General features: G+C 63.4%; 18 protein-coding genes. 12 read left to right on the top strand and 6 right to left on the bottom strand.

The features are described 5' to 3' along the window. Window positions 1-23: 23 nt before the first annotated feature. Window positions 24-1,559: a threonine ammonia-lyase, biosynthetic gene (gene ilvA / locus ASF04_RS22695; RefSeq protein WP_056146877.1), complete on the bottom strand. Its 1,536-nt coding sequence runs from the start codon at window positions 1,557-1,559 to the stop codon at window positions 24-26. A gap of 189 nt (window positions 1,560-1,748) precedes the next feature. Here ilvA and ASF04_RS22700 point away from each other — a divergent pair, with 189 nt between their 5' ends. From ASF04_RS22700 to ASF04_RS22715, 4 genes are all read left to right on the top strand, one after another. Next, the gene (locus tag ASF04_RS22700) at window positions 1,749-2,240 is read left to right on the top strand and encodes a YqaA family protein (protein WP_056146879.1); all 492 of its coding nucleotides are present in this window, start codon (window positions 1,749-1,751) and stop codon (window positions 2,238-2,240) included. A 223-nt stretch (window positions 2,241-2,463) separates the two neighbouring features. After that, on the top strand, window positions 2,464-6,480 hold the full coding sequence (locus ASF04_RS22705) for an FAD/FMN-binding oxidoreductase (protein ID WP_056146881.1): 4,017 nt from the start codon (window positions 2,464-2,466) through the stop codon (window positions 6,478-6,480). Continuing rightward, entirely contained in the window at window positions 6,480-6,914 is a 435-nt protein-coding gene (locus ASF04_RS22710) for an HIT family protein (protein WP_056146883.1), read from the top strand. The genes ASF04_RS22705 and ASF04_RS22710 overlap by 1 nt, the downstream gene beginning before the upstream one ends. Beyond that, window positions 6,911-7,354: a gamma-butyrobetaine hydroxylase-like domain-containing protein gene (locus ASF04_RS22715; RefSeq protein WP_056146884.1), complete on the top strand. Its 444-nt coding sequence runs from the start codon at window positions 6,911-6,913 to the stop codon at window positions 7,352-7,354. The genes ASF04_RS22710 and ASF04_RS22715 overlap by 4 nt, the downstream gene beginning before the upstream one ends. Here ASF04_RS22715 and ASF04_RS22720 read toward each other — a convergent pair. The 4 genes from ASF04_RS22720 to ASF04_RS22735 form a co-directional block, all read right to left on the bottom strand. After that, window positions 7,351-7,656 (bottom strand): hypothetical protein, encoded by a 306-nt coding sequence (locus ASF04_RS22720; protein ID WP_156368738.1) that lies wholly within the window; start codon window positions 7,654-7,656, stop codon window positions 7,351-7,353. The two genes, ASF04_RS22715 and ASF04_RS22720, sit on opposite strands and share 4 nt — an antisense overlap. Then, window positions 7,637-8,128 carry a hypothetical protein gene (locus ASF04_RS22725; protein ID WP_056146886.1) on the bottom strand — a complete coding sequence of 164 codons (492 nt, stop codon included), beginning with the start codon at window positions 8,126-8,128 and terminating at the stop codon, window positions 7,637-7,639. The genes ASF04_RS22720 and ASF04_RS22725 overlap by 20 nt, the downstream gene beginning before the upstream one ends. A gap of 83 nt (window positions 8,129-8,211) precedes the next feature. Then, window positions 8,212-9,153 (bottom strand): sulfonate ABC transporter substrate-binding protein, encoded by a 942-nt coding sequence (locus ASF04_RS22730; RefSeq protein WP_056146887.1) that lies wholly within the window; start codon window positions 9,151-9,153, stop codon window positions 8,212-8,214. An 8-nt stretch (window positions 9,154-9,161) separates the two neighbouring features. Then, complete coding sequence (locus tag ASF04_RS22735) at window positions 9,162-10,214, bottom strand: LacI family DNA-binding transcriptional regulator (RefSeq protein WP_056146889.1); 1,053 nt, start codon at window positions 10,212-10,214, stop codon at window positions 9,162-9,164. 224 nt (window positions 10,215-10,438) lie between these two features. Between ASF04_RS22735 and ASF04_RS22740 the strand changes: the two genes are divergently transcribed. Genes ASF04_RS22740 through ASF04_RS22750 form a run of 3 tightly spaced genes read left to right on the top strand, consistent with a single transcriptional unit; the run spans window position 10,439 to window position 15,254 of the window. Next, window positions 10,439-12,682, top strand: a complete 2,244-nt coding sequence (locus tag ASF04_RS22740) for a TonB-dependent receptor (RefSeq protein WP_056146891.1) — start codon at window positions 10,439-10,441, stop codon at window positions 12,680-12,682. Beyond that, complete coding sequence (locus tag ASF04_RS22745) at window positions 12,682-13,974, top strand: LLM class flavin-dependent oxidoreductase (protein WP_056146894.1); 1,293 nt, start codon at window positions 12,682-12,684, stop codon at window positions 13,972-13,974. The genes ASF04_RS22740 and ASF04_RS22745 overlap by 1 nt, the downstream gene beginning before the upstream one ends. Then, complete coding sequence (locus ASF04_RS22750; RefSeq protein WP_056146895.1) at window positions 13,974-15,254, top strand: alpha/beta fold hydrolase; 1,281 nt, start codon at window positions 13,974-13,976, stop codon at window positions 15,252-15,254. The genes ASF04_RS22745 and ASF04_RS22750 overlap by 1 nt, the downstream gene beginning before the upstream one ends. A gap of 14 nt (window positions 15,255-15,268) precedes the next feature. Here the strand turns inward: ASF04_RS22750 and ASF04_RS22755 are convergent, their stop codons facing one another. After that, entirely contained in the window at window positions 15,269-15,646 is a 378-nt protein-coding gene (locus ASF04_RS22755; RefSeq protein ID WP_056146898.1) for a lysozyme inhibitor LprI family protein, read from the bottom strand. Between the two features lie 116 nt (window positions 15,647-15,762). On the opposite strand from ASF04_RS22755, the gene ubiE reads away from it, so the two are divergent. The 5 genes from ubiE to ASF04_RS22780 all read left to right on the top strand — a co-directional run bounded on the left by ubiE (window position 15,763) and on the right by ASF04_RS22780 (window position 20,497). After that, window positions 15,763-16,497, top strand: a complete 735-nt coding sequence (gene ubiE, locus ASF04_RS22760; protein WP_056146900.1) for a bifunctional demethylmenaquinone methyltransferase/2-methoxy-6-polyprenyl-1,4-benzoquinol methylase UbiE — start codon at window positions 15,763-15,765, stop codon at window positions 16,495-16,497. Window positions 16,498-16,636: 139 nt separating this feature from the next. Next, window positions 16,637-17,626 carry a Tim44 domain-containing protein gene (locus ASF04_RS22765; protein WP_056146902.1) on the top strand — a complete coding sequence of 330 codons (990 nt, stop codon included), beginning with the start codon at window positions 16,637-16,639 and terminating at the stop codon, window positions 17,624-17,626. Between the two features lie 88 nt (window positions 17,627-17,714). Then, the gene (locus ASF04_RS22770; RefSeq protein ID WP_056146904.1) at window positions 17,715-18,326 is read left to right on the top strand and encodes an SCP2 domain-containing protein; all 612 of its coding nucleotides are present in this window, start codon (window positions 17,715-17,717) and stop codon (window positions 18,324-18,326) included. Continuing rightward, entirely contained in the window at window positions 18,323-19,888 is a 1,566-nt protein-coding gene (gene ubiB / locus ASF04_RS22775) for a ubiquinone biosynthesis regulatory protein kinase UbiB (RefSeq protein ID WP_056146906.1), read from the top strand. Before ASF04_RS22770 ends, ubiB begins: the two co-directional genes overlap by 4 nt. A 15-nt stretch (window positions 19,889-19,903) precedes the next feature. Then, the gene (locus tag ASF04_RS22780) at window positions 19,904-20,497 is read left to right on the top strand and encodes a methyltransferase (RefSeq protein WP_056146908.1); all 594 of its coding nucleotides are present in this window, start codon (window positions 19,904-19,906) and stop codon (window positions 20,495-20,497) included. Window positions 20,498-20,584: the final 87 nt, after the last annotated feature.

Raw genomic sequence — 20,584 nt, forward strand, 5'->3', positions numbered from 1 at the left:
ATGCCATCTTGCAGCCGCATCAATCAGCCCAGGAACAGCTTGTACACCGGATTGGCCGTCTCATCCCAGTAGCGGTAACCGAGCGTGGTCAGGAACTGGCCGAACTGGTCCATCTCGCCCGGCGGCACCTGCAAGCCGATCAGGATGCGGCCGACGTCGCCGCCCTGGCTGCGGTAGTGGCACAGCGAGATATTCCAGTTTGGCGCCATGCTGTTCAGGAAGCGCATCAGCGCGCCCGGGCGCTCGGGGAACTCGAAGCGGTACAGCAGCTCGCTGTTGGCCAGCGCGCTCTTGCCGCCCACCAGGTGGCGCACGTGGGCCTTGGCCAGTTCGTCATGCGTGAGGTCCAGGGTGCGGAAGTCGTTCGTCTCGAACGTGCGCGCCAGCGCGCTCGATTCGCCGCGGTCGGCAATCTGTACGCCGACGAATACGTGCGCTTCGTCCTTGTCGCTGATGCGGTAGTTGAACTCGGTGACATTGCGCGGACCGACCAGCGCGCAGAAGCGCTTGAAGCTGCCGCGCTGCTCGGGCAGGGTGACGGCAAACAGCGCTTCGCGCGCTTCGCCCAGTTCGGCCCGTTCGGCGACAAAACGCAGGCGGTCGAAGTTCATGTTGGCGCCGCAGGCGATCGTGATCAGGGTTTCGTTCTTGACCGGATTTTTCGACAGCGCCGCGCGTTCCACGTAGGCCTTGGCGCCGGCAATCGCCAGTGCGCCGGCCGGCTCCAGGATGCTGCGGGTGTCGGTAAACACGTCCTTGATGGCGGCGCTGATGGCGTCGGTATCGACGATGATGATGTCATCGACGTACTGCTGCGTGAGGCGGAAGGTTTCTTCACCCACCAGGCGCACGGCGGTGCCGTCCGAGAACAGGCCCACGTCGGCGAGCGTGATGCGTTCGCCAGCCTTGATGCTGCGCGCCATCGCGTCCGAATCCATGGTCTGCACGCCGATGATCTTGATGTCGGGGCGGATCGCCTTGACGTACGCGGCCACGCCCGAGATCAGGCCGCCGCCGCCGATGGCCACGAAAATCGCGTGGATCGGGCCCGAGTGCTGGCGCAGGATTTCCATGCCGATCGTGCCCTGGCCGGCGATCACGTCCGGATCGTCGAACGGGTGCACGAAGGTCAGCTTCTGTTCTTTCTCGAGCGTGAGGGCGTGGTTGTAGGCGTCGGTGTACGACTCGCCGTGCAGCACCACTTCCACGTCGGAACCGCCGCGCGCCTTGACCGCGTCGATTTTCACTTGCGGGGTGGTGGTGGGCATGACGATCAGCGCCCGGCAGCCGAGCTTGGCGGCGGACAGCGCCACGCCCTGGGCGTGGTTGCCGGCCGAGGCGCAAATCACGCCGCGCTTGCGCTGCGCTTCGCTCAGGTGGGCCATCTTGTTGTAGGCGCCACGAATCTTGAAGCTGAACACGCTCTGCATGTCCTCGCGCTTGAAATAAATGCGGTTGTCATAGCGCTGCGACAAGGTCGGCGCCAGTTCCAGCGGGGTTTCCTGGGCAACGTCGTAAACGCGCGCGGTCAGTACTTTCTTCAGATAGTCGATAGTCATGGTCTGCAAACAAGAGAAAAAGCGGTGAGGCTACCTGGGTAGCCCCGCAGTGGTCGATGCTAACTATCCGGCGGGTGACCGGGTGGAGCAGGGGCGCAGGTCCGCGCGGATGGGCATGGACCGAACTGTTCAATCGTGCGGTGTGCGGATCATTATAATGGACACCCTTATCAGACCTCAAAGAAACCGATGATCGAATCTGCAATCGCCTGGCTGCTGAACGTGATCGCTGCGCCGGAAGTGGGCCTGACGTCGGTGTTCATCATCAGTTTCATTTCGGCCACGCTGGTGCCGCTGGGGTCGGAGCCGGCCGTGTTTGCGGTGATCAAGGCCAATCCCGAACTGTTCTGGAGCGCGATTGCCGTGGCCACCGTGGGCAATACCCTGGGCGGTGCGGTCGATTACTGGATGGGTTACCAGGCCAAGCAGACCTTCGCCAAGGAGCGCAAAAGCCGCTGGTTCCACTGGCTCGAGCGCTACGGCGCCAAGACCATGTTGCTGGCTTGGCTGCCGGTGGTTGGCGATCCGCTGTGCACATTGGGCGGCTGGCTCAAACTGCCATTCTGGCCCAGCCTGGCCTACATGGCGGTGGGCAAGTGCCTGCGGTATCTGACCATGACCACGCTGCTGTTGTATGTGCCGGACGGCTTCTGGCACCGGGTTGGACAGTTGCTGGGCTAAAACGGTGCAACCGATCCTATTGCCGCAGAGCCTGGATGCTGAATTAAATTCTGACTAAATTGCAAAGTTGAATTTTATTGCCAATAAACGGCGGTTTTTACGTAGAAATATCGGATTGATTGCGCGGTGAGTGTCCCTTGGTAAACCAAGGCTGTTCCCGCGTGGTGCACCGCAATACGCTAAAATGGCAGTCCCGGGTTCAGTAGACTAGTCCAATCGCACAATGAATGCCCCTGCACAAATCCAAGCATTACTGGCGGAAACGCCCCACGGTCCGGAGGCCACGCGCCTGCGCGAAATCCCTTATAACTACACGTCGTTTTCCGATCGCGAGATCGTCATCCGGCTGCTGGGCGAGGAATCGTGGAGTTTGCTGGATGCACTGCGCGGCGCCCGCCAGACCGGCCGCTCGGCGCGCATGCTGTACGAAGTCCTTGGCGATATCTGGGCCGTGCGGCGCAATCCGTACCTGCAGGACGACATGCTGGACAACCCCAAGCGCCGCCAGGAACTGATCGACGCCTTGCACCATCGTTTGGCCGAGGTCGATAAACGGCGCATGACCGTTGAAGACGACGGCGCAGAGAACGATGCGCACGCGCGCCAGCGCAGCGACAACGTGGTCAAGCTGCTGCGCGCGGCCAGCAAGGCCGTGGCCGACTTTGGCGAAGAATTCAAGCAAGTGTACGACCTGCGCAAGCGCACCACCAAGGTGCTGGGTCGCTACACCGAAAAGCACAACGTCTGCTTCGACGGCATGAAGCGCATCTCGCACGTGACCGACGCCACCGACTGGCGCGTCGAGTACCCGTTCGTGGTGTTGACGCCCGATACCGAAGATGAAATGGCCGGCCTGGTCAAGGGCTGTATCGAACTGGGGCTGACCATCATCCCGCGCGGCGGCGGCACCGGTTATACCGGCGGCGCAATTCCCCTGACGCCGATGTCCGCCGTCATCAACACCGAGAAACTGCTCAACATGGGCGCGGTGGAAATGAAGGTGCTGCCGGGCCTGGACAAGGAATACGCCACGATTTACACCGGCGCCGGCGTGATCACCAATAAAGTGTCGGAAGCGGCCGAGAAGGCAGGTTTCGTGTTCGCGGTCGATCCGACCTCGGCGCACGCGTCGTGCATCGGCGGCAATATCGCCATGAACGCGGGCGGCAAGAAGGCCGTGTTGTGGGGCACCGCGCTCGACAACCTGGCCTCGTGGCGCATGGTCGATCCGAACGGTGACTGGCTGGAGGTCACGCGGCTCGACCACAACCTGTCGAAAATCCACGATACGCCGCTGGCCCGTTTCCAGCTCGAGTGGACCCATCCGAACCGCCTGGGCGAAGCCAAGGGCGCGCCGTTCAAGACCGAGATCCTGGAAATCGAAGGCCGTAAATTCCGCAAGGAAGGCCTGGGCAAGGACGTTACCGACAAGTTCCTGTCGGGCCTGCCCGGCATCCAGAAAGAGGGTACCGATGGCCTGATCACGTCGGGCCGCTGGATCCTGCACAAGATGCCGAAGTTCGCGCGCACGGTCTGCCTGGAGTTCTTCGGCCAGGCCCGCGATGCGATTCCGTCGATCGTCGAAATCAAGGACTACCTCGACGGCCTGCCGGCCACCGGCGAACAATTCAAAACCCTGCGCCTAGCGGGCCTCGAGCACCTGGACGAGCGCTACCTGCGCGCAGTTGGCTACGCCACCAAGTCCAAGCGCGGCGTGCTACCAAAAATGGCGCTGTTCGGCGACATCGTCGGCGACGATGAAAACGCGGTGGCGATTGCCGCTTCGGAAGTCGTGCGCCTGGCCAATACCCGCGTCGGTGAAGGTTTTGTTGCTGTCAGCCCCGAAGCGCGCAAGAAATTCTGGCTCGACCGCGCCCGTACGGCCGCGATTGCCAAGCACACCAACGCCTTCAAGATCAACGAAGACGTGGTGATTCCGCTCAACCGCATGGGCGAGTACACCGACGGCATCGAGCGCATCAACATCGAACTGTCGATCAAGAACAAGCTGCAACTGGTCGATGAACTGCAGACCTTCTTCGCCGCCGGCAACCTGCCGATCGGCAAGAGCGACGATGCCGAAGATGCGGTGGGCGACGCCGAAATGCTCGGTGACCGCGCCGAGCAAACCGACGCCTTGCTCACGCAAGTGCACGCGCGCTGGACCTACCTGCTGGCCAATCTCGACCTGCCACTGGCCGGCATCACCGATGCGCTGGCCACCCACGGCATGGAGCGCCTGCTGCCGGTGTTCGAAGAACGCCTGAAAACCCAGCCGGACGCCACCCTGTTCGACATCGTCCAGGACCGCACCATCCGCGTGACGTGGAAGCAGGAAATCCGCGCCCAGCTGCGCCAGATCTTCAACGGCGCCGCCTACAAGCTGATCCTCGATGAAGCGACCGCGATCCACAAGCGCGTGCTGCGCGGTCGCGTGTTCGTGGCGCTGCACATGCACGCCGGCGATGGCAACGTCCACACCAATTTGCCGGTCAACTCCGACCACTACGAGATGCTGCAACTGGCGCACCAGGCCGTGGCGCGCATCATGGTCCTGGCCCGTTCGCTCAACGGCGTGATCTCGGGCGAGCACGGCATCGGCATCACCAAGCTCGAGTTCCTGACCGAGGACGAAATCGGCCCGTTCCGCGACTACAAGATGCGCGTCGATCCGGAAGGCCGCTTCAACAAGGGCAAGCTGCTGAACCTGCCCGGCATGGAAGCGGACCTGTCCAACGCGTACACGCCATCGTTCGGCCTGATGGGCCACGAATCGCTGATCATGCAGCAAAGCGATATCGGCGCGATTGCCAACAGCGTCAAGGACTGCCTGCGCTGCGGCAAGTGCAAACCGGTGTGCTCGACCCACGTGCCGCGTGCGAATTTGCTGTACTCGCCGCGCGACAAGATCCTGGCGACCTCGTCGCTGATCGAAGCGTTCCTGTACGAAGAGCAAACCCGGCGCGGTATTTCGATCAAGCACTGGGAAGAGTTCGAAGACGTGGCCGACCATTGCACCGTCTGTCACAAGTGCGTGACGCCATGCCCGGTCAATATCGACTTCGGCGACGTGTCGATGAATATGCGCAACCTGCTGCGCAAGATGGAGAAGAAGAGCTTCAAGCCGGCCCTGGCCGCCACCATGTTCTTCCTCAACGCCAGCGATCCGACCACCATCAACGCCACGCGCCAGGTGATGTCCAACTGGGGGTTCAAGGCCCAGCGCCTCGGTCACGACGTGCTGAAGAAATTCGCCAGGAAGCAGACCAAGGCGCCGCCACCGACCGTGGGCAAGCCGAAAGTGCGCGAGCAGGTGATCCACTTCATCAACAAGAAGATGCCGGGCAACCTGCCGAAGAAATCGGCGCGGGCGCTGCTCGATATCGAAGACGATAAAGTCATCCCGATCATCCGCAACCCCAAGACCACCAATGCCGATACGGAAGCGGTGTTCTACTTCCCCGGCTGCGGTTCGGAGCGCCTGTTCTCGCAGGTGGGCCTGGCCACGCAGGCGATGTTGTGGGAAGTGGGCGTGCAGACGGTCTTGCCGCCAGGCTACCTGTGCTGCGGCTATCCGCAACGCGGCAACGGCGAGTTCGACAAAGCCGAGAAGATGATGACGGACAACCGTGTGCTGTTCCACCGCATGGCCAACACGCTCAATTACCTCGACATCAAGACCGTGCTGGTCTCGTGCGGCACCTGCTACGACCAGCTGGCCACGTACGAGTTCGACAAGATATTCCCCGGCTGCCGCATCATGGACATCCACGAGTACCTGCTGGAGAAAAAGGTCAAGCTTGAAGGCGTCAACGGCACCCGTTATATGTACCACGAGCCATGCCACAACCCGATGAAGCTGCAAGAGTCGGGCAAGACCATCAACGCGCTGATCACCACGGTCGATAACGTCAAGATCGAGAAGAACGACCGTTGCTGCGGCGACTCGGGCACCTTGCAGGTGTCGCGTCCCGACATTTCCACGCAAGTGCGCTTCCGCAAGGAAGAGGAAATGATCAAGGGCGCCGAGAAGCTGCGCGCCGACGGTTTCGATGGCGAAGTCAAGATTCTGACGTCCTGCCCGTCGTGCCTCGGTGGCGTATCGCGCTACAGCGACGACGCCGGCACCACGGCCGACTACATCGTGGTCGAGATCGCCAAGCACCTGCTGGGCGAGAATTGGATGCCCGACTACGTCAAGCGCGCCAACGACGGCGGCATCGAACGGGTGCTGGTGTAATGGCCTGCGATCTGTGCAAGTTGCTTGAGGCGCCAGGCGCGGCCCTGGTCTGGGCCGATCACCAGCTGTCGGTGGTGGCCGTCGATGAGGCTGAATACCCGGGCTTTACGCGCGTGGTGTGGAACGCCCACGTCAAGGAAATGACCGACCTGACGCCGCTCGAACGCACGCGCGTGATGGACGTGGTGTGGGCGGTGGAAGCGGCCCAGCGCGCCATCATGGCGCCGGAAAAGATCAACCTGGCCAGCTTTGGTAATATGACGCCGCACGTGCATTGGCACGTGATCCCGCGCTACCGCGACGACGCGCATTTCCCGAACCCCACCTGGGCGCCGGCAGCACGCGCGTCGACGCCCGAGGTATTGGCGACGCGGCGCGCCTTGTTGCCGGCCCTGCACGCGGCTATTGTTGAAAATCTGAAAGCATCATCATGACCAGGAATCCCACCGAACTGACCGTTCACAACCTGTCGAAGGTACTCGACATCGCTTTTGACGACGGCGCCAAATTCTCGATTCCTTTCGAGCTGCTGCGCGTGTACTCGCCGTCGGCCGAGGTGATGGGCCACGGCCCCGGCCAGGAAGTGCTGCAAACCGGCAAGCGCGACGTGGGTATCGCTGGCGTGGAACCAGTGGGCAACTACGCGGTACAGCCGACCTTTTCGGACGGCCACAACACCGGCATCTTTACCTGGGATTACCTGTACAAGCTCGGCAACGAGCAGGATGCGTTGTGGGCAACCTATATGGATCGCCTGCACGCGTCCGGCTTCGACGGCAACAGTGGCCGCGACAGCGGTATCTCGCTGACCGGGCCGTCGGCTGCCAAGCAGGGTGGTGGTTGCGGGAGCGGTAGCTGCGGTTGCAAAAGTTAATAGGTAATATCGTGCCGGTATAGGTAGGCAAAAATCGCTTGCATGCGTGGAGGCAGTTCGCGCAGCGCGGCGACATTGAGGGCGGGCGGGCGCAGCGGCCGGTTGTCGCAGCGCATGCGGGCTATGGTTTCCTCGTGGGTGGGGATGGCATAGCCTTCGGCGCGCCGCCGCTCGACCAGCGCGTCGGCCTCGGCTTTATCGCGCAGCATGGCGGCGTGCAAGGCATCGATTTCTGCCCTGGTGTCGCTGTCGAGGTCGGGGAAAGTGAAGTCGGGCGGCATCTCAATATTGTAGATCTTCATAACTGTTCTCCATCAGCGCGAACGGTGTGACCAGCTCCGGCAGTTCGAGGTCTTTCAACATCATCAGCTTGCGGAGCACCGCACAGTTGCGTGCATTGATGATGTCGACACAGTTCCACGACAACAGGACATCCATATCGTGGAACGCCGCGCTGGCGATATGTTGCGCCGGGATTCTGGCCTTGGCGTTTAGACCGCCGCCCAATATCAAAAGTTCAGCGAAGATCGGCACCTCCGGATCGGGGCGGAAATAGATGAGCTTTTCCGCGATGGCCATCCGCGCGGCGATCCGCCTGGGATCGCCAGCCTTGATCTCGTCGAGCACAGCGTCGGAGATGTAGGTCATCAATGGGTCGCGGCGGTCCCACCACTGCCGCGTGAGTTTCTGGCATCCGCGCACGAACGGATCACGGCTTAACGGAGCGGTCAGGAAGCGGATCACTGACGTGTCGATGTAGACCTTTTGGAGCATGGAGTCGCCCTCGCTCTGGCATGCCGCGCAACCGGCGGCATTGACGAGCGTAGCACCGAACTCATCAGATAGTTTCGGCTACATCAATCGGGCCGCACGCCAGCCCTCGGTTGCCAGGCCCACACGCGGCTGGCAATATTGACTTGCTTGGGGATCAGTTTCTGCTCATAAAACAGGTCCGCCACGCGCTGCTGGTTGGCAACGATTTCGGGCGTGACCGGCGTGGCGCCAAAGCGCGAGCGCGCCAGCCACGTGGCCACTATATCGGCCGGCAGGCCGGTCAGCTGCGCCAGGCTGGCGCCGGTTTCCTGCGGATGCGCATTGGCCAATTTGCCCGACGCCGACACCTGTTCCAGCAAGGTGCCCACCAGTTGCGGCGACTGCTGCGCGAAGCGCCGCGAGGCGAGATAAAAGCCGTTGGCCAGCGGCAGGCCGGTGTAGTCGGCCAGCACCCGCACCTGGTAAGCCTTTTGCGCGGAGGCGAAATACGGATCCCAGACCACCCACGCATCGATGCTGCCCGAAACGAAGGCCGCGCGCGCGTCCGACGGCGACAGGTACACGGGCACGATATCGGCGATCTTCAAGCCGGCCTTGTTCAATGCCGAGGCCAGCAGGAAGTGCGAGCCGGAACCCTTTTGAAATGCCACCCGCTTGCCTTTGAGCGCAGCCACGCTGCGCAGCGGCGAATCCTTGGGCACGAAAATCGCCTCGCTGTTGACGGGCGCCGGCTCGGCGCCCACGTACAGCAGATCGACGCCGCCGGCTTGCGCAAACACGGGCGGCGGTGCGCCGGTGCTGCCGAAATCGATGCTGCCGGCGTTGAGCGCTTCGAGCATTTGCGGCCCGGCCGGGAACTCGATCCACTTGATCTGGTGGCCCACCAGGGCCTTCTCCATCGAGCCTTGCGCCTTGATCATGCTGAGCAGGCCGCTGCCCTTTTGAAAGCCGATTTTTATTTCGGCACCCTGGGCAGCCAGGGGCAGGGCTGCTACCGCAACTATCGCAACGGTCCATTTCTTCATGTTGTTCCTCATGCGCTTTCGCGCTCTATCAGTTCACAGGCCAGCAGATTCAAGCGCGAATCGGCATGGGACGCGGGCAGCACGCCCAGTTGTTCGAGGATGCGCAGTGCGGCGATCTCGCCGATCTCGCGCGCCGGCGGCCGTATCGTGGTCAGGCTCGGCAGCAGCAGCGACGAAAACGCATAGTCGCCGAAGCCGACGATCGCGCATTTGCCGGGGATGGCAAGGCCGGCGCGCTGGCCGGCCAGCAGCGCGCCGGCAGCCAGGTTGTCGTTGGCGAAAATGATTGCTTCCACCGCACGGCTCTTTTTAGCCGGCGCCAGCGCCAGCGCTTCGATGGCCTGCTTGCCGGCGTCGAACGGCGCTTCCATGGTGGGCACGTAGATCACCGGTTCCAGGCCATGCTCGCGCATCACCGCCGCGTAGCCGTCGCTGCGATCGACCGCGCTCAAGTCGCCGGCCACGCTGTTTTGCACGAAGGCGATGCGGCGATAACCCTTGGCATACAGGTAGCGTGCGGCCTGTTCGCCCACTGCGTGGTTCGAATAGCCCACCTGGATATGCTGGCGGCGCGGCTGGTAGTCCCAGGTTTCCACCACCGGTACGCCGGCGGTGGCCAGCAGCTTGTCGGTGGCGCGGTTGTGGAAGCGGCCCGTGACCACCAGCGCTGCCGGCTTCCAGCCCAGGAAGGTGCGCACCGCGCTCTCTTCCTGCTTGGCCGAAAAATAGCTCGACGCCAGCAGCAGCTGGTAGCCGTGGCGGGTGAGGGTGTCGCTGAAACTCTGGATGGTGTTGGCAAAGATCGGCCCCGAGATATTCGGGATCACCATGCCCACCATGCGTCCGTGCGACGAAGCCAGGCCGCCGGCCACCAGGTTGGGCACATAGCCGAGCTGCTTGACGGCGGCGGCGATGCGCGCACTGAGCTTGGCGCCCACGCGGGTCGGTTCGCTGAAGTAGCGCGAGGCCGTGATCGAGCCCACTTCGGCCAGCCGCGCCACGTCGTGAATGGTGGCGCGGCCGGAGCCGCGGCGCTTTCTTGGTGCTGCAGGTTCAGTCATGGATGGCGCTCATAAAGGCATATTCCAAAAAGACATATCGATGATTTTTTTAATTCTTTGACTTCAAAACTGCATGCCACGACACTAAAAAAAGGGTATCGGTACCATCGAAGTGTAGCCAAAGTGTAGCAAACAGCAGCTGCCTCGCTAAGTTGGTTCTTCACCGATCAAAAGTCAATTTATGCATATGGCGCAAGGCGCGCTTCTCAATCAAGGACTCTGCAATGAAGAACAAGACTAAAAAAATCGGCGTGTTGGCGACGGGCGCTTTGCTGGTCAGCAGCGCATGGGCAACCCCTGCGGAGGATGCCGCGCCGATAGCTGACCGCAGCGAAACCGCATCGATTCCCACCGTGACGGTGAGCGCCACGCGCCGCAGCGCGTCGCTGCAATCGGTACCGGTGGCCGTGTCGGTGATCGACGGCGAGCAACTGGCCCAGTCCAACCGCAACAGCATCGACACCATCATCCAGGAAGTGCCGAGCGCCACCTTCCGCCAGCAGGGCGGCAACAAGGACTCCACCATTTTCGTGCGCGGTATCGGTACCATCTCGACGTCGCCCGGCGTGGAACCCACTGTGTCCACCGTGGTCGATGGCGTGGTGTTCGCGCGCCCGGGCCAGGCCACGCTCGACCTGCTCGATATCGACCGCATCGAAATCCTGCGCGGTCCGCAAGGCACGCTGTTCGGCAAGAATGCGTCGTCGGGCGTGTTGAACGTCATCGGCCGCAAGCCGGGCGAGCAGGCCAGCGGTTACGTCGATGCATCCTGGTACGAAGGCAACGAGAAGCGCGTGCGCGCCGGCGTCTCGGGTGCGATCCAGCCGGGCGTGGTGCGCGGTTCGTTCACCGCGCTGTATGCCGACTACGACGGCAATGTCGACAACATCCACGCCGGCGGTGGCAAAGTGAATGGGTACGACCGCAAGGGCGCCCGCGCCCGCGTCGATATCACGCCCAATAAAGATGTCGATATCGTGCTGATTGCCGACTACCTGCGCTCCAACGCGTCGCCCACTTTCACGCCGTACAAGCTCACCGGAACCGCTGCCACCAGCGCCCCGTTCGTGGCGGGCATCGCACCGGTGGTGGCCAGTGCGGAAAACCGCCAGGTCTTCACCGACATCCCGAGCGACATCCGCGACACCAACCGTGGCCTGTCCGCGCAAGTGGACTGGCGCCTGGGCGGCCACACGCTGACCTCGATCACGGCGGTGCGCGACTGGGACAACGCCCAGTACACCAGCACCTCGGCCATCGGCAACGCTGCCGAAGCGTCGCGCATCACGGCCGCGTATCCGGCCACGCGCGATATCGGCACGGTGGACTTCCGCCAGGTGTCGCAGGAACTGCGCCTGGCGTCGCCCAAAGACCAGTTCGTCGATTACGTGGTGGGCGCCTACTACCTGCACGGCAAGGACCGCGAAACCTACCAGCGCCTGGTTACCACCAATGTGTTCAATGCCGGCCGCGCCGACTATGGCGTCAAGAACGACAGCTACTCGCTGTTCGGCGAGAGCACGATCAACTTTGCCGCCGACTGGCGCGCCATCGTCGGCGCGCGCGCCACCCGCGATGAACTGTCGTACGACCACGTGCGCACCTCGACGTCCACGGCCGCCTTCCCCGGCGTGCAGCCCGGCGTGCAAAACAGCGGCTCGACCAGCGAGGACGGCTACTCGGGCCGCCTGGGTTTGCAACACGATGTCTCGAACAACGTCAACACCTATGCCACCTACTCGCGCGGCTACAAGGGCCCGGCCTACAACGTGTTCTTCAACATGCTGGCGCGCGACACGCTGGCGTTGAAGCCCGAGACCTCCGACTCGTTCGAACTGGGTCTGAAAACCAGCGCCCTCGACCGCCGCCTGACCGCCAACCTGGCCGTGTTCCACACCAGGTATGACAACTACCAGGCCAATTTCTTCGACACCGTGGGCGGCACCGTGATCACGCGCCTGATCAACGCCGGCAAGGTCTCCACCCGTGGCGTGGAACTCGATGTCACCGCCCGCCCCACGCGCGCATTCACGCTGTCCGGCGCGCTGGCCTACACCGACGCCAGGATCGACAGTTTCAACTGCCCGCCGGCGGCCACCGCGTCGTGCAACCTCAATGGCCAGCCGCTGCCGTTCTCGCCGAAGTGGAAGGCGTTCACCCGCGCCAATTACGCGCTGGCGCTGCAAAACGGCCTGTTCGCCCACTTCTCGGCCGATTACGCCTACCAGTCGAAGACCCAGTTCGACCTGTTCCAGTCGCCCGATGCAATCCAGGGCGCCTATGGCATCGTCAACGCGAGCATCGCGCTGTCGTCTCCGGTGGCGGGTTGGCGCATCGCGCTGGTCGGCAAAAACCTGGCCAACAAGTCGTACGCCACCAACCTGGTCACGTCCACCGGCTACGTCACCCGCGCCGTGCCGCGCGACGACGAACGCTACTTCGGCCTGACCGCGCGCAAGGAGTTCTGATGACTGCACCAGCCACCCGCCGACAACTGAGCATCGCCGCCTTCATGATGCGCCATGGCCACCACGTGGCCGCGTGGCGTCACCCGCAAACGGACCTGGAAAGCAATCCGTTCAAGGTGTTCCGCCAGCAGGTGCGTAACGCCGAAGCGGCGTGCCTGGACGCAGTGTTCTTTGCCGACAGCCTGGCGCTGACCGGCAACATCCCGTCGCTCGAACCATTGACCTTGCTGTCGGCGCTGGCCGCATCGACCGAGAGGATAGGCCTGATCGGCACCGCCACCACGACGTACAACGAGCCGTACACGGTGGCGCGCCAGTTCGCCTCGCTCGACCAGCTGTCGGACGGCCGGGCAGGGTGGAACCTGGTCACGTCCGACAACGCGGCGGAGGCGGCCAACTTCGGCCGCGACCAGCACGTGGCCCACGCCGAGCGCTATGCGCGCGCCCGCGAATTTCATCAGGTTGTCACAGGACTGTGGGATAGTTGGCAGGAGGGCGCGCTGGTCAACGACAAGGCGGGCGGCGTGCTGGCCGATCCATCCCGCATCCGCAAGCTCGATCATCGCGGCGAGCACTTCGCGGTGGCCGGCCCCCTGAACGTCACGCGCAGCCCGCAGGGCCGGCCCGTGGTGGTGCAGGCGGGCGGCTCGGAAGCGGGCCGGGACCTGGCGGCGGCCACCGCCGAAGTAGTGTTCACCGCTCAGCCTACGCTGGCAGGCGCACAGGATTTTTACCGCGACATCAAGCGCCGCGTGGCGGACAAGGGCCGGCATCCCGATGCGCTCAAGATCATGCCCGGCCTGTTCGCGGTGGTGGGCGCATCGCAAGCGGAGGCGGACGACAAGTTCGGTGAGCTGCAAAGCTTGATCGAGCCGAAGGCGGGACTGGCGCTGCTGGGCCGCATGATCGGCAATTTCGACCTGTCCGGCTATCCGCTCGACGGCCCGCTGCCCGATCTGCCGGAAACCCAGGACGGCCAGCGCAGCCGCCAGCAGTTGCTGACCAACCTGGCCCAGGGCGAGAACCTGTCGATCCGCCAGTTGTACGAACGCATCGCCGGCGGACGCGGTCACTTCACCGTGATCGGCACGGCGCAGACGGTGGCCGACCAGATCGAAGCCTGGTTCGAGGGCGGGGCGGCAGACGGTTTCAACTTCATGGCGCCGGCTTTGCCGGGCGGCCTTGATGATTTTCTGGCGCTGGTGGTGCAGGAGCTGCAGCGGCGCGGCTTGTTCCGCACCGCGTACACGGGCACAACCTTGCGCGACCACTTGGGATTACAGGAGTATTGATGAAGGCAGTGAGCAGGGTAGTGGCGGTAGCGTTGTTGATGATGATGGGCGCTCCGCACGCCCAGGAGTACTTCGGCGATGCCCGGCCCGATGCGCCGGAACTGGCCGCGCGCGGCCCGGCCAAGGTGGGCGTGCGCACGCTGGTGGCCGAACACCGCGACCAGCTCGACGTGCTGCGCGTGACCGAACAGGCGCCGAACCCGCGCACCACGCGCAAGCTCACGCTCGAAGTCTGGTACCCGGCCGCCCTGGCCAACGGTCAGGTCGAGCATACCGTTTATACCGATGTCCTGGGCTCCGGCCCCAACGATCCCAAGCGCCCCAACACGCCGTTCCAGTTCAATGGCCGCGCAGCGCGTGATGCTGCGCCCGTCCAGGGCACAAGCTATCCACTGGTGATCGTCTCCCACGGCTACCCCGGCTCACGTCTGCAAATGAGCTACCTGACCGAGAACCTGGCCTCGAAAGGCTACGTGGTGGTCGCCATCGACCATCCCGAATCGACCCGCGCCGACAAGGCCGGCTTTGCCAGTACCCTGCTCAACCGCCGGTTTGATGACCTGTTCGTGCTCGACACCGTCGCCGCGTGGGCCAAGCCGGGCAGCGGCAACTTCCTGGCCGGCCTGGTGGACGTGGATCGCACCGCGCTGGTCGGCTACTCGATGGGCGGTTACGGCGCCCTGAACACGGTGGGGGCGGGCGTGAGCGCGGCGGCGGTGGCGTTCGTCCCTGGCGGCAAGCTGGCCGTCAACCAGCAGGGCAATACCCAATATGCGCAGCAGCGCGATGCCCGCATCAAGGCGGTGGTGGCATTCGCGCCATGGGGCGGCGCGCACAAGGTATGGGATGCCGACGGCCTGGCCGGCGTACGCACGCCGGTACTGTTCATCAGCGGCGACCAGGACGACGTGGCCGGCTACCAGGATGGCGTGAAGCGCCTGTTCGAAGGCACAGTGAACGCTGACCGCTACCTGCTGACCTACGTGGGCGGGCGCCACAACAGCGCACCGAACCCGCCGTCACCGGCCATGTGGAGCAATCCCGACGACTTCCAGTCGTACGCCGAGCCGGTGTGGGACAGCCGCCGCATCAACAACATCAACCAGCATTTCGTCACCGCCTTCCTCGGCGTCCAGCTCAAGCAGCAGCCGCTGCAAGGCTACCTCGACCTGCCGCCACAGGCCGCCGACGGCACCATCAAGCCCGACCCCGGCCTGTGGCAAGGCTTCCCCAAGCGCGCTGCGCTGGGGCTGGAGTGGCGGCATTTGCCGGCGCGATGATCAGAAGAACGTGACTACTCTTTCAGCTTGCTGTTCTGGCACCCCGAGCTGTTGCACTCGCGCACCCGGTCCTGCAGGAACTGCGAGCGCTTGATGGTGGTGTCGGTCGCGCACTGGAGGTTGACGAAGAACCCCCGGGCTTCGCGGCGCGAGCAGTTGTCGTTGCGTTCCTGGATCCAGGCCAGTTGGCCGCTCTTCAATGCTTTCTTGCCCTCGGCATCGAGCTTGGGGCTCAAGGCCTGGTAATTGGTGTTGAGTTCCTTGTCCGCTTCCTGGTAGACCTTGTTCAAGCAGTAGAGGCCATCGAAATCGCTTTTTGGCTTGTCGCAGGCGGAATTGGCAAACGCGGCGCCCGATGCGCACAGCAGCAGGGCGGCAATGATTGTTTTCATGGTGATTTATCCGGGAGCATCCGGTCAGGTGGTGGTTGCCAAGTTTGCCACGTTTCCCCAGCGCTCACAAGTTTGCCTACCTTGTATAATGCAGGCAAACTAACAGGCCTGCCACCATGACCAATACCACTCACTTCGGTTACAAAACCGTCGCGGAAGACGACAAAGTCCGCGAAGTCGCCAAGGTTTTCCATTCTGTCGCCGCCAAGTACGACATCATGAACGACGTCATGTCCGGTGGCCTGCATCGTATCTGGAAGATCTTCACGATCGCCAACGCCGGCGTACGTCCGGGCTTCAAATGCCTCGATATCGCCGGCGGCACGGGCGACCTGGCCAAGGCGTTTGCCAGACAGGCCGGCCCCACCGGCGAAGTCTGGCTCACCGACATCAATGAATCGATGCTGCGCGTGGGGCGCGATCGCCTCTTGAACCGCGGCCTGCTGACCCCCACCTTGTTGTGCGATGCGGAGAAGCTGCCGTTCCCCGATAACTATTTCGACCGCGTGAGCGTGGCCTTTGGCCTGCGCAACATGACGCACAAGGACCAGGCGCTGGCGGAAATGCGCCGCGTGCTGAAACCGGGCGGCAAGTTGCTGGTGCTGGAATTCTCGAAAGTGATCGAGCCGCTGCAAAAGCCGTACGACCTGTATTCGTTCAAGGTGCTGCCTTGGATGGGCCAGAAGATCGCCGGCGATGCCGAAAGCTATCGCTACCTGGCCGAATCGATCCGCATGCATCCCGACCAGGAAACCCTGAAGACCATGATGGAAACGGCGGGCCTGGAGAGCGTCAAGTATTACAACCTGACGGCCGGCGTGGCCGCGTTGCACACCGGCATTAAGCTGTAACTAAGCCTGTCCAGCCCCTTTGCAGGTAAGCTGGCGGCTCGAAGGACACCGGGCCGCCCGCGCGTCGCGCACAAAACGACGCGCACCACAACAGGCTCCGGGTCCCCGCAACGAGCAATTACTTTGTAGGGTAGAGACCATGACTGTTAAAAAATTCCTGATGACCGCCGTGCTGGCCGTCTCCGTCTTCTCGATGGTGTCCGAAGCCATCGCCCGCCCTGCCGGCGGTGGCCGTTCGATCGGTCGCCAGTCGCAAAATGTCCAGCGCATGCCGCCGGCCGCAGCTCCTCAGCAGGCTCCGCAAGGTGCGCAGCGCCAGGCGCCTGCCGCCACGCCTAACGCCGCCACACCGCCAAAACCGGCCAGCCCATGGAAAGGTATCCTGGGCGGCGCGCTGCTGGGCCTGGGCCTGGGCGCACTGTTCTCGCACCTGGGCTTGAGTGGCGCGCTGGGTAGCGCCATCGGTACCATCCTGATGCTGGCTCTGCTGGCCGGCGCGGTATTCTTCATCGTGCGCATGATCCGCCGTAAATCGCAGCCGCAACCGGCGCCTTCGGCGTTTGGCGGTAACGGTGGCGGCTTCAGCGGCAATGGCGGTAACAGTGGCTATAACGACAACGTCAAGCCGTTCACGCCAGCCCAGCAGCCTGCGCAATTCAATAGCGGCAACACCACGCCGGAAATCGGTTCGGGCCTGTCATCCGGACAGAACTACCAGTACCAGCCGGCTGCCGTGCCTGCTCACCAGAAATGGGGCGTGCCGGCGGACTTCGACGAAGCGTCGTTCCTGCGTGTCGCAAAAGGCAACTTCATCCGCCTGCAAGCAGCCTGGGACAAGGGCGATACCAACGATATCCGCGAATTCACCACGCCGGAAGTGTTTGCCGAAATGCGTTTGCAGCTGTCAGAGCGCACCCAGGCCGACTACACCGACGTGGTCAGCCTCGAAGCCGAACTGCTGGGCATTGAAACCACCGCCACCGACTACCTGGCCAGTGTACGTTTCACGGGCATGGTCAAGCCGGCCCGCGATGCACTGGCCGAGCCGCTCAACGAAGTGTGGAACCTCAGCAAGCCCGTGTCGGGTTCGGCCGGCTGGCTGCTGGCAGGTATTCAACAGGTGGCCTGAACCGTGGGTTTCCCCGCAAAATGGTAAGATCAAAACCGCCCGTAGATGGGCGGTTTTGTTTTGTGGCCCTGTTTTGATAGCGTACCGAATGACGATCCCCAATCCCAGTGTTCTTTCTGCCGCCGTGCCCGCCAGCGCCGTGATCAATCACCTGCTAGCCCAGGAGCCGTGGGCGCGCCGCGAGTTGCAGCGCCATGCCGGCAAGGTGGCCGCCATCGACGCCGGCGTGGCAAGCCTGCGCCTGCGCGTGACCACCGACGGCCTGCTCGAAGCGGCCCCGGCCGAAGCAGTGGCCAGCGTGACCATCCGCGTGAAACCCACCGACCTGCCGCTGATCGTGCAGGACCGCGCGCGGGCATTTTCCTATGTGCGCATCGAGGGGGATGCCGAGTTTGCCAATGCGCTGTCGAGCCTGAGCCAGTCGCTGCGCTGGGAGGCCGAGGTGGACCTGGAAAAGCTGGTGGGGCCGCTGGCGGCCAACCGCCTGGCGGCAGGGGCGCGCGACGCGCTCAAGGCGGTGAAAAACGGCCACCAGAAACTGGCTGAAAACGTCGCCGAGTACCTGCTCGACGAAAAACAACTGCTGGTGCGCCCGCACGCGGTGGAAGAATTATCGGCCGACGTCACGCGCCTGCGCGACGACGTCGAGCGCGCTGCCAAGCGCCTGGCCAAACTGGAACAGAAACTGGGAACCCAATGATTTTGAAATTACTCCGCTTCCTGAAGATCATGCGGGTGGCGATCAAGTACGGCCTCGACGAAATAGCGATTTCCGGCTTCAAGGTGCCGCGCACGGCGCGGTTCATCGACACCGTGATTTTCTGGCGCGACCTGTCTTCCCCGCGCGGCGTGCGCCTGCGCCTGGCGCTGGAAGACCTGGGACCGATCTTCATCAAGTTCGGCCAGGTGCTCTCCACCCGCAGCGACCTGATTCCCCCCGATATCGCCGTCGAACTGGCGCGCCTGCAAGACCGGGTGCCGCCGTTCGATTCCGATATCGCCATTGCGCAAATCCACAAGTCGCTCGGCGCCCACCCCGACCAGTTGTTCGCCTCGTTCGAGCGCACGCCGGTGGCGTCGGCCTCGATTGCCCAGGTACACTTTGCGACGCTCAAGGATGGCAAGCAGGTTGCAGTCAAGGTGCTGCGCCCGGGCATGAAAAAGACCATCGACGAGGACGTGGCGCTGATGCAGATCGCCGCCGACCTGGCCAGCCGGCTGTGGGCCGACAGCAAGCGCCTGAAACCGAAAGAGGTGGTGGCCGAGTTCGACAAATACCTGCATGACGAGCTGGACCTGATGCGCGAGGCCGCCAACGCCAGCCAGCTGCGCCGCAACTTCGCCGATTCCAACCTGCTGCTGGTGCCGGAAATGCACTGGGACTATTGCTCGAGCAATGTGATCGTGATGGAGCGCATGCACGGCATCCCGGTCTCGCAGATCGACCGCCTGGCCGCTGCCGGCGTGGACCTGAAAAAGCTGTCGAGCGACGGCGTGGAGATTTTCTTCACCCAGGTGTTCCGCGACGGTTTCTTCCATGCCGATATGCACCCCGGTAACATCCTGGTGTCGATTGAGCCGGAAACGTTCGGCCGCTACATCGCGCTCGACTTCGGCATCGTCGGCACGCTGACCGACTACGACAAGGATTATCTGTCGCAAAACTTCCTGGCCTTCTTCCGCCGCGACTACAAGCGCGTTGCCGAGGCGCACATCGAATCGGGCTGGGCGCCCAGGGAAACCCGCGTCGACGAGCTCGAAGCGGCCGTGCGCGCCTGCTGCGAGCCAATCTTCGACCGCCCGCTGAAAGATATCTCGTTCGGCCAGATCCTGCTGCGCCTGTTTCAGACGTCGCGCCGCTTCAACGTGGAAGTGCAGCCGCAACTGGTGCTGCTGCAAAAGACGCTGCTCAATATCGAGGGGCTCGGCCGCCAGCTCGACCCCGACCTCGACCTGTGGAAAACCGCCAAGCCGTACCTGGAAAACTGGATGGCCGAGCAAGTCGGCTGGCAGGGCCTGTATCAGAAGCTCAAGGCCGAGGCGCCGCGCTATGCCCAGATCTTCCCGCAACTGCCGCGCCTGCTGCACCGGGCGCTGGAACAGCAGGGCGAGCGTCCCGGCGACAATACCGAGCTGCTCAAGGTGCTGATCCATGAACAGCAGCGCACCAACCGCCTGCTCAGTGGCGCAGCCTGGACCGTCACCCTGGTGGTGCTGGCGCTGGTGTCGTACGAGTTCTGGCCCCATTTCATGCCGCAATAAGGTGCTGCAATCAGCATGACGGACTTTGCCCAGCGCGATCCCCTGTCACCGGCGTTCTGGGATGAGCGCTTCGAGCGCCGCTTCACGCCCTGGGACCGGGGCGCCGCACCGCAAGCGCTGCGCGATTTTGTTGTTGCCAACGCTCCGATGGCCACGGTGATTCCCGGCTGCGGCGCCGGCCACGAGCTGGTACTGCTGCGCGACGCCGGCTGGAACGCCACCGCCATCGATTTCTCGCCGGCCGCCGTCGCTGCCGCCAAGGTGGTGGCAGGCAGCCATGGACAACACGTGGTGCAGGCAGACTTTTTCACGTGGCAGCCACTACAGCCACTGCAACTGATTTACGAGCAGGCTTTTTTGTGTGCGATGCCGCCGGCCATGTGGCCGCAAGTGGCCGCGCGCTGGGCGCAGTTGTTACCGGCGGGGGCACTGCTGGCTGGGTACTTCTTTTTTGACGACCGCCCGAAAGGTCCGCCATTCGGCATTGGCCGCACTGCGCTGGATGCGCTGTTGCAGGCCGATTTCGCCTGCGAAGTGGACGAGGCTGTCAGTGATTCTATCGCTGTGTTTGCAGGCAGGGAGCGCTGGATGGTGTGGCGCCGGCGTTGAGCATCGAACGCTTGCCGGGCAGCTTACGGCGACTGGCGCAGGCATGCACCGCGACCAGCGCCAGTGCGCACAAGACGATCGAACGGC

Origin of the sequence: Duganella sp. Leaf61 (assembly GCF_001421905.1) — a bacterium.
GTDB lineage: Bacteria > Pseudomonadota > Gammaproteobacteria > Burkholderiales > Burkholderiaceae_D > Rugamonas > Rugamonas zoogloeoides.

Coding starts and splice junctions, on each gene's coding strand:
- ilvA (WP_056146877.1), bottom strand. CDS start 1,559: ATGACTATCGACTATCTGAAGAAAGTACTGACCGCGCGCGTTTACGAC.
- ASF04_RS22700 (WP_056146879.1), top strand. CDS start 1,749: ATGATCGAATCTGCAATCGCCTGGCTGCTGAACGTGATCGCTGCGCCG.
- ASF04_RS22705 (WP_056146881.1), top strand. CDS start 2,464: ATGAATGCCCCTGCACAAATCCAAGCATTACTGGCGGAAACGCCCCAC.
- ASF04_RS22710 (WP_056146883.1), top strand. CDS start 6,480: ATGGCCTGCGATCTGTGCAAGTTGCTTGAGGCGCCAGGCGCGGCCCTG.
- ASF04_RS22715 (WP_056146884.1), top strand. CDS start 6,911: ATGACCAGGAATCCCACCGAACTGACCGTTCACAACCTGTCGAAGGTA.
- ASF04_RS22720 (WP_156368738.1), bottom strand. CDS start 7,656: ATGAAGATCTACAATATTGAGATGCCGCCCGACTTCACTTTCCCCGAC.
- ASF04_RS22725 (WP_056146886.1), bottom strand. CDS start 8,128: ATGCTCCAAAAGGTCTACATCGACACGTCAGTGATCCGCTTCCTGACC.
- ASF04_RS22730 (WP_056146887.1), bottom strand. CDS start 9,153: ATGAAGAAATGGACCGTTGCGATAGTTGCGGTAGCAGCCCTGCCCCTG.
- ASF04_RS22735 (WP_056146889.1), bottom strand. CDS start 10,214: ATGACTGAACCTGCAGCACCAAGAAAGCGCCGCGGCTCCGGCCGCGCC.
- ASF04_RS22740 (WP_056146891.1), top strand. CDS start 10,439: ATGAAGAACAAGACTAAAAAAATCGGCGTGTTGGCGACGGGCGCTTTG.
- ASF04_RS22745 (WP_056146894.1), top strand. CDS start 12,682: ATGACTGCACCAGCCACCCGCCGACAACTGAGCATCGCCGCCTTCATG.
- ASF04_RS22750 (WP_056146895.1), top strand. CDS start 13,974: ATGAAGGCAGTGAGCAGGGTAGTGGCGGTAGCGTTGTTGATGATGATG.
- ASF04_RS22755 (WP_056146898.1), bottom strand. CDS start 15,646: ATGAAAACAATCATTGCCGCCCTGCTGCTGTGCGCATCGGGCGCCGCG.
- ubiE (WP_056146900.1), top strand. CDS start 15,763: ATGACCAATACCACTCACTTCGGTTACAAAACCGTCGCGGAAGACGAC.
- ASF04_RS22765 (WP_056146902.1), top strand. CDS start 16,637: ATGACTGTTAAAAAATTCCTGATGACCGCCGTGCTGGCCGTCTCCGTC.
- ASF04_RS22770 (WP_056146904.1), top strand. CDS start 17,715: ATGACGATCCCCAATCCCAGTGTTCTTTCTGCCGCCGTGCCCGCCAGC.
- ubiB (WP_056146906.1), top strand. CDS start 18,323: ATGATTTTGAAATTACTCCGCTTCCTGAAGATCATGCGGGTGGCGATC.
- ASF04_RS22780 (WP_056146908.1), top strand. CDS start 19,904: ATGACGGACTTTGCCCAGCGCGATCCCCTGTCACCGGCGTTCTGGGAT.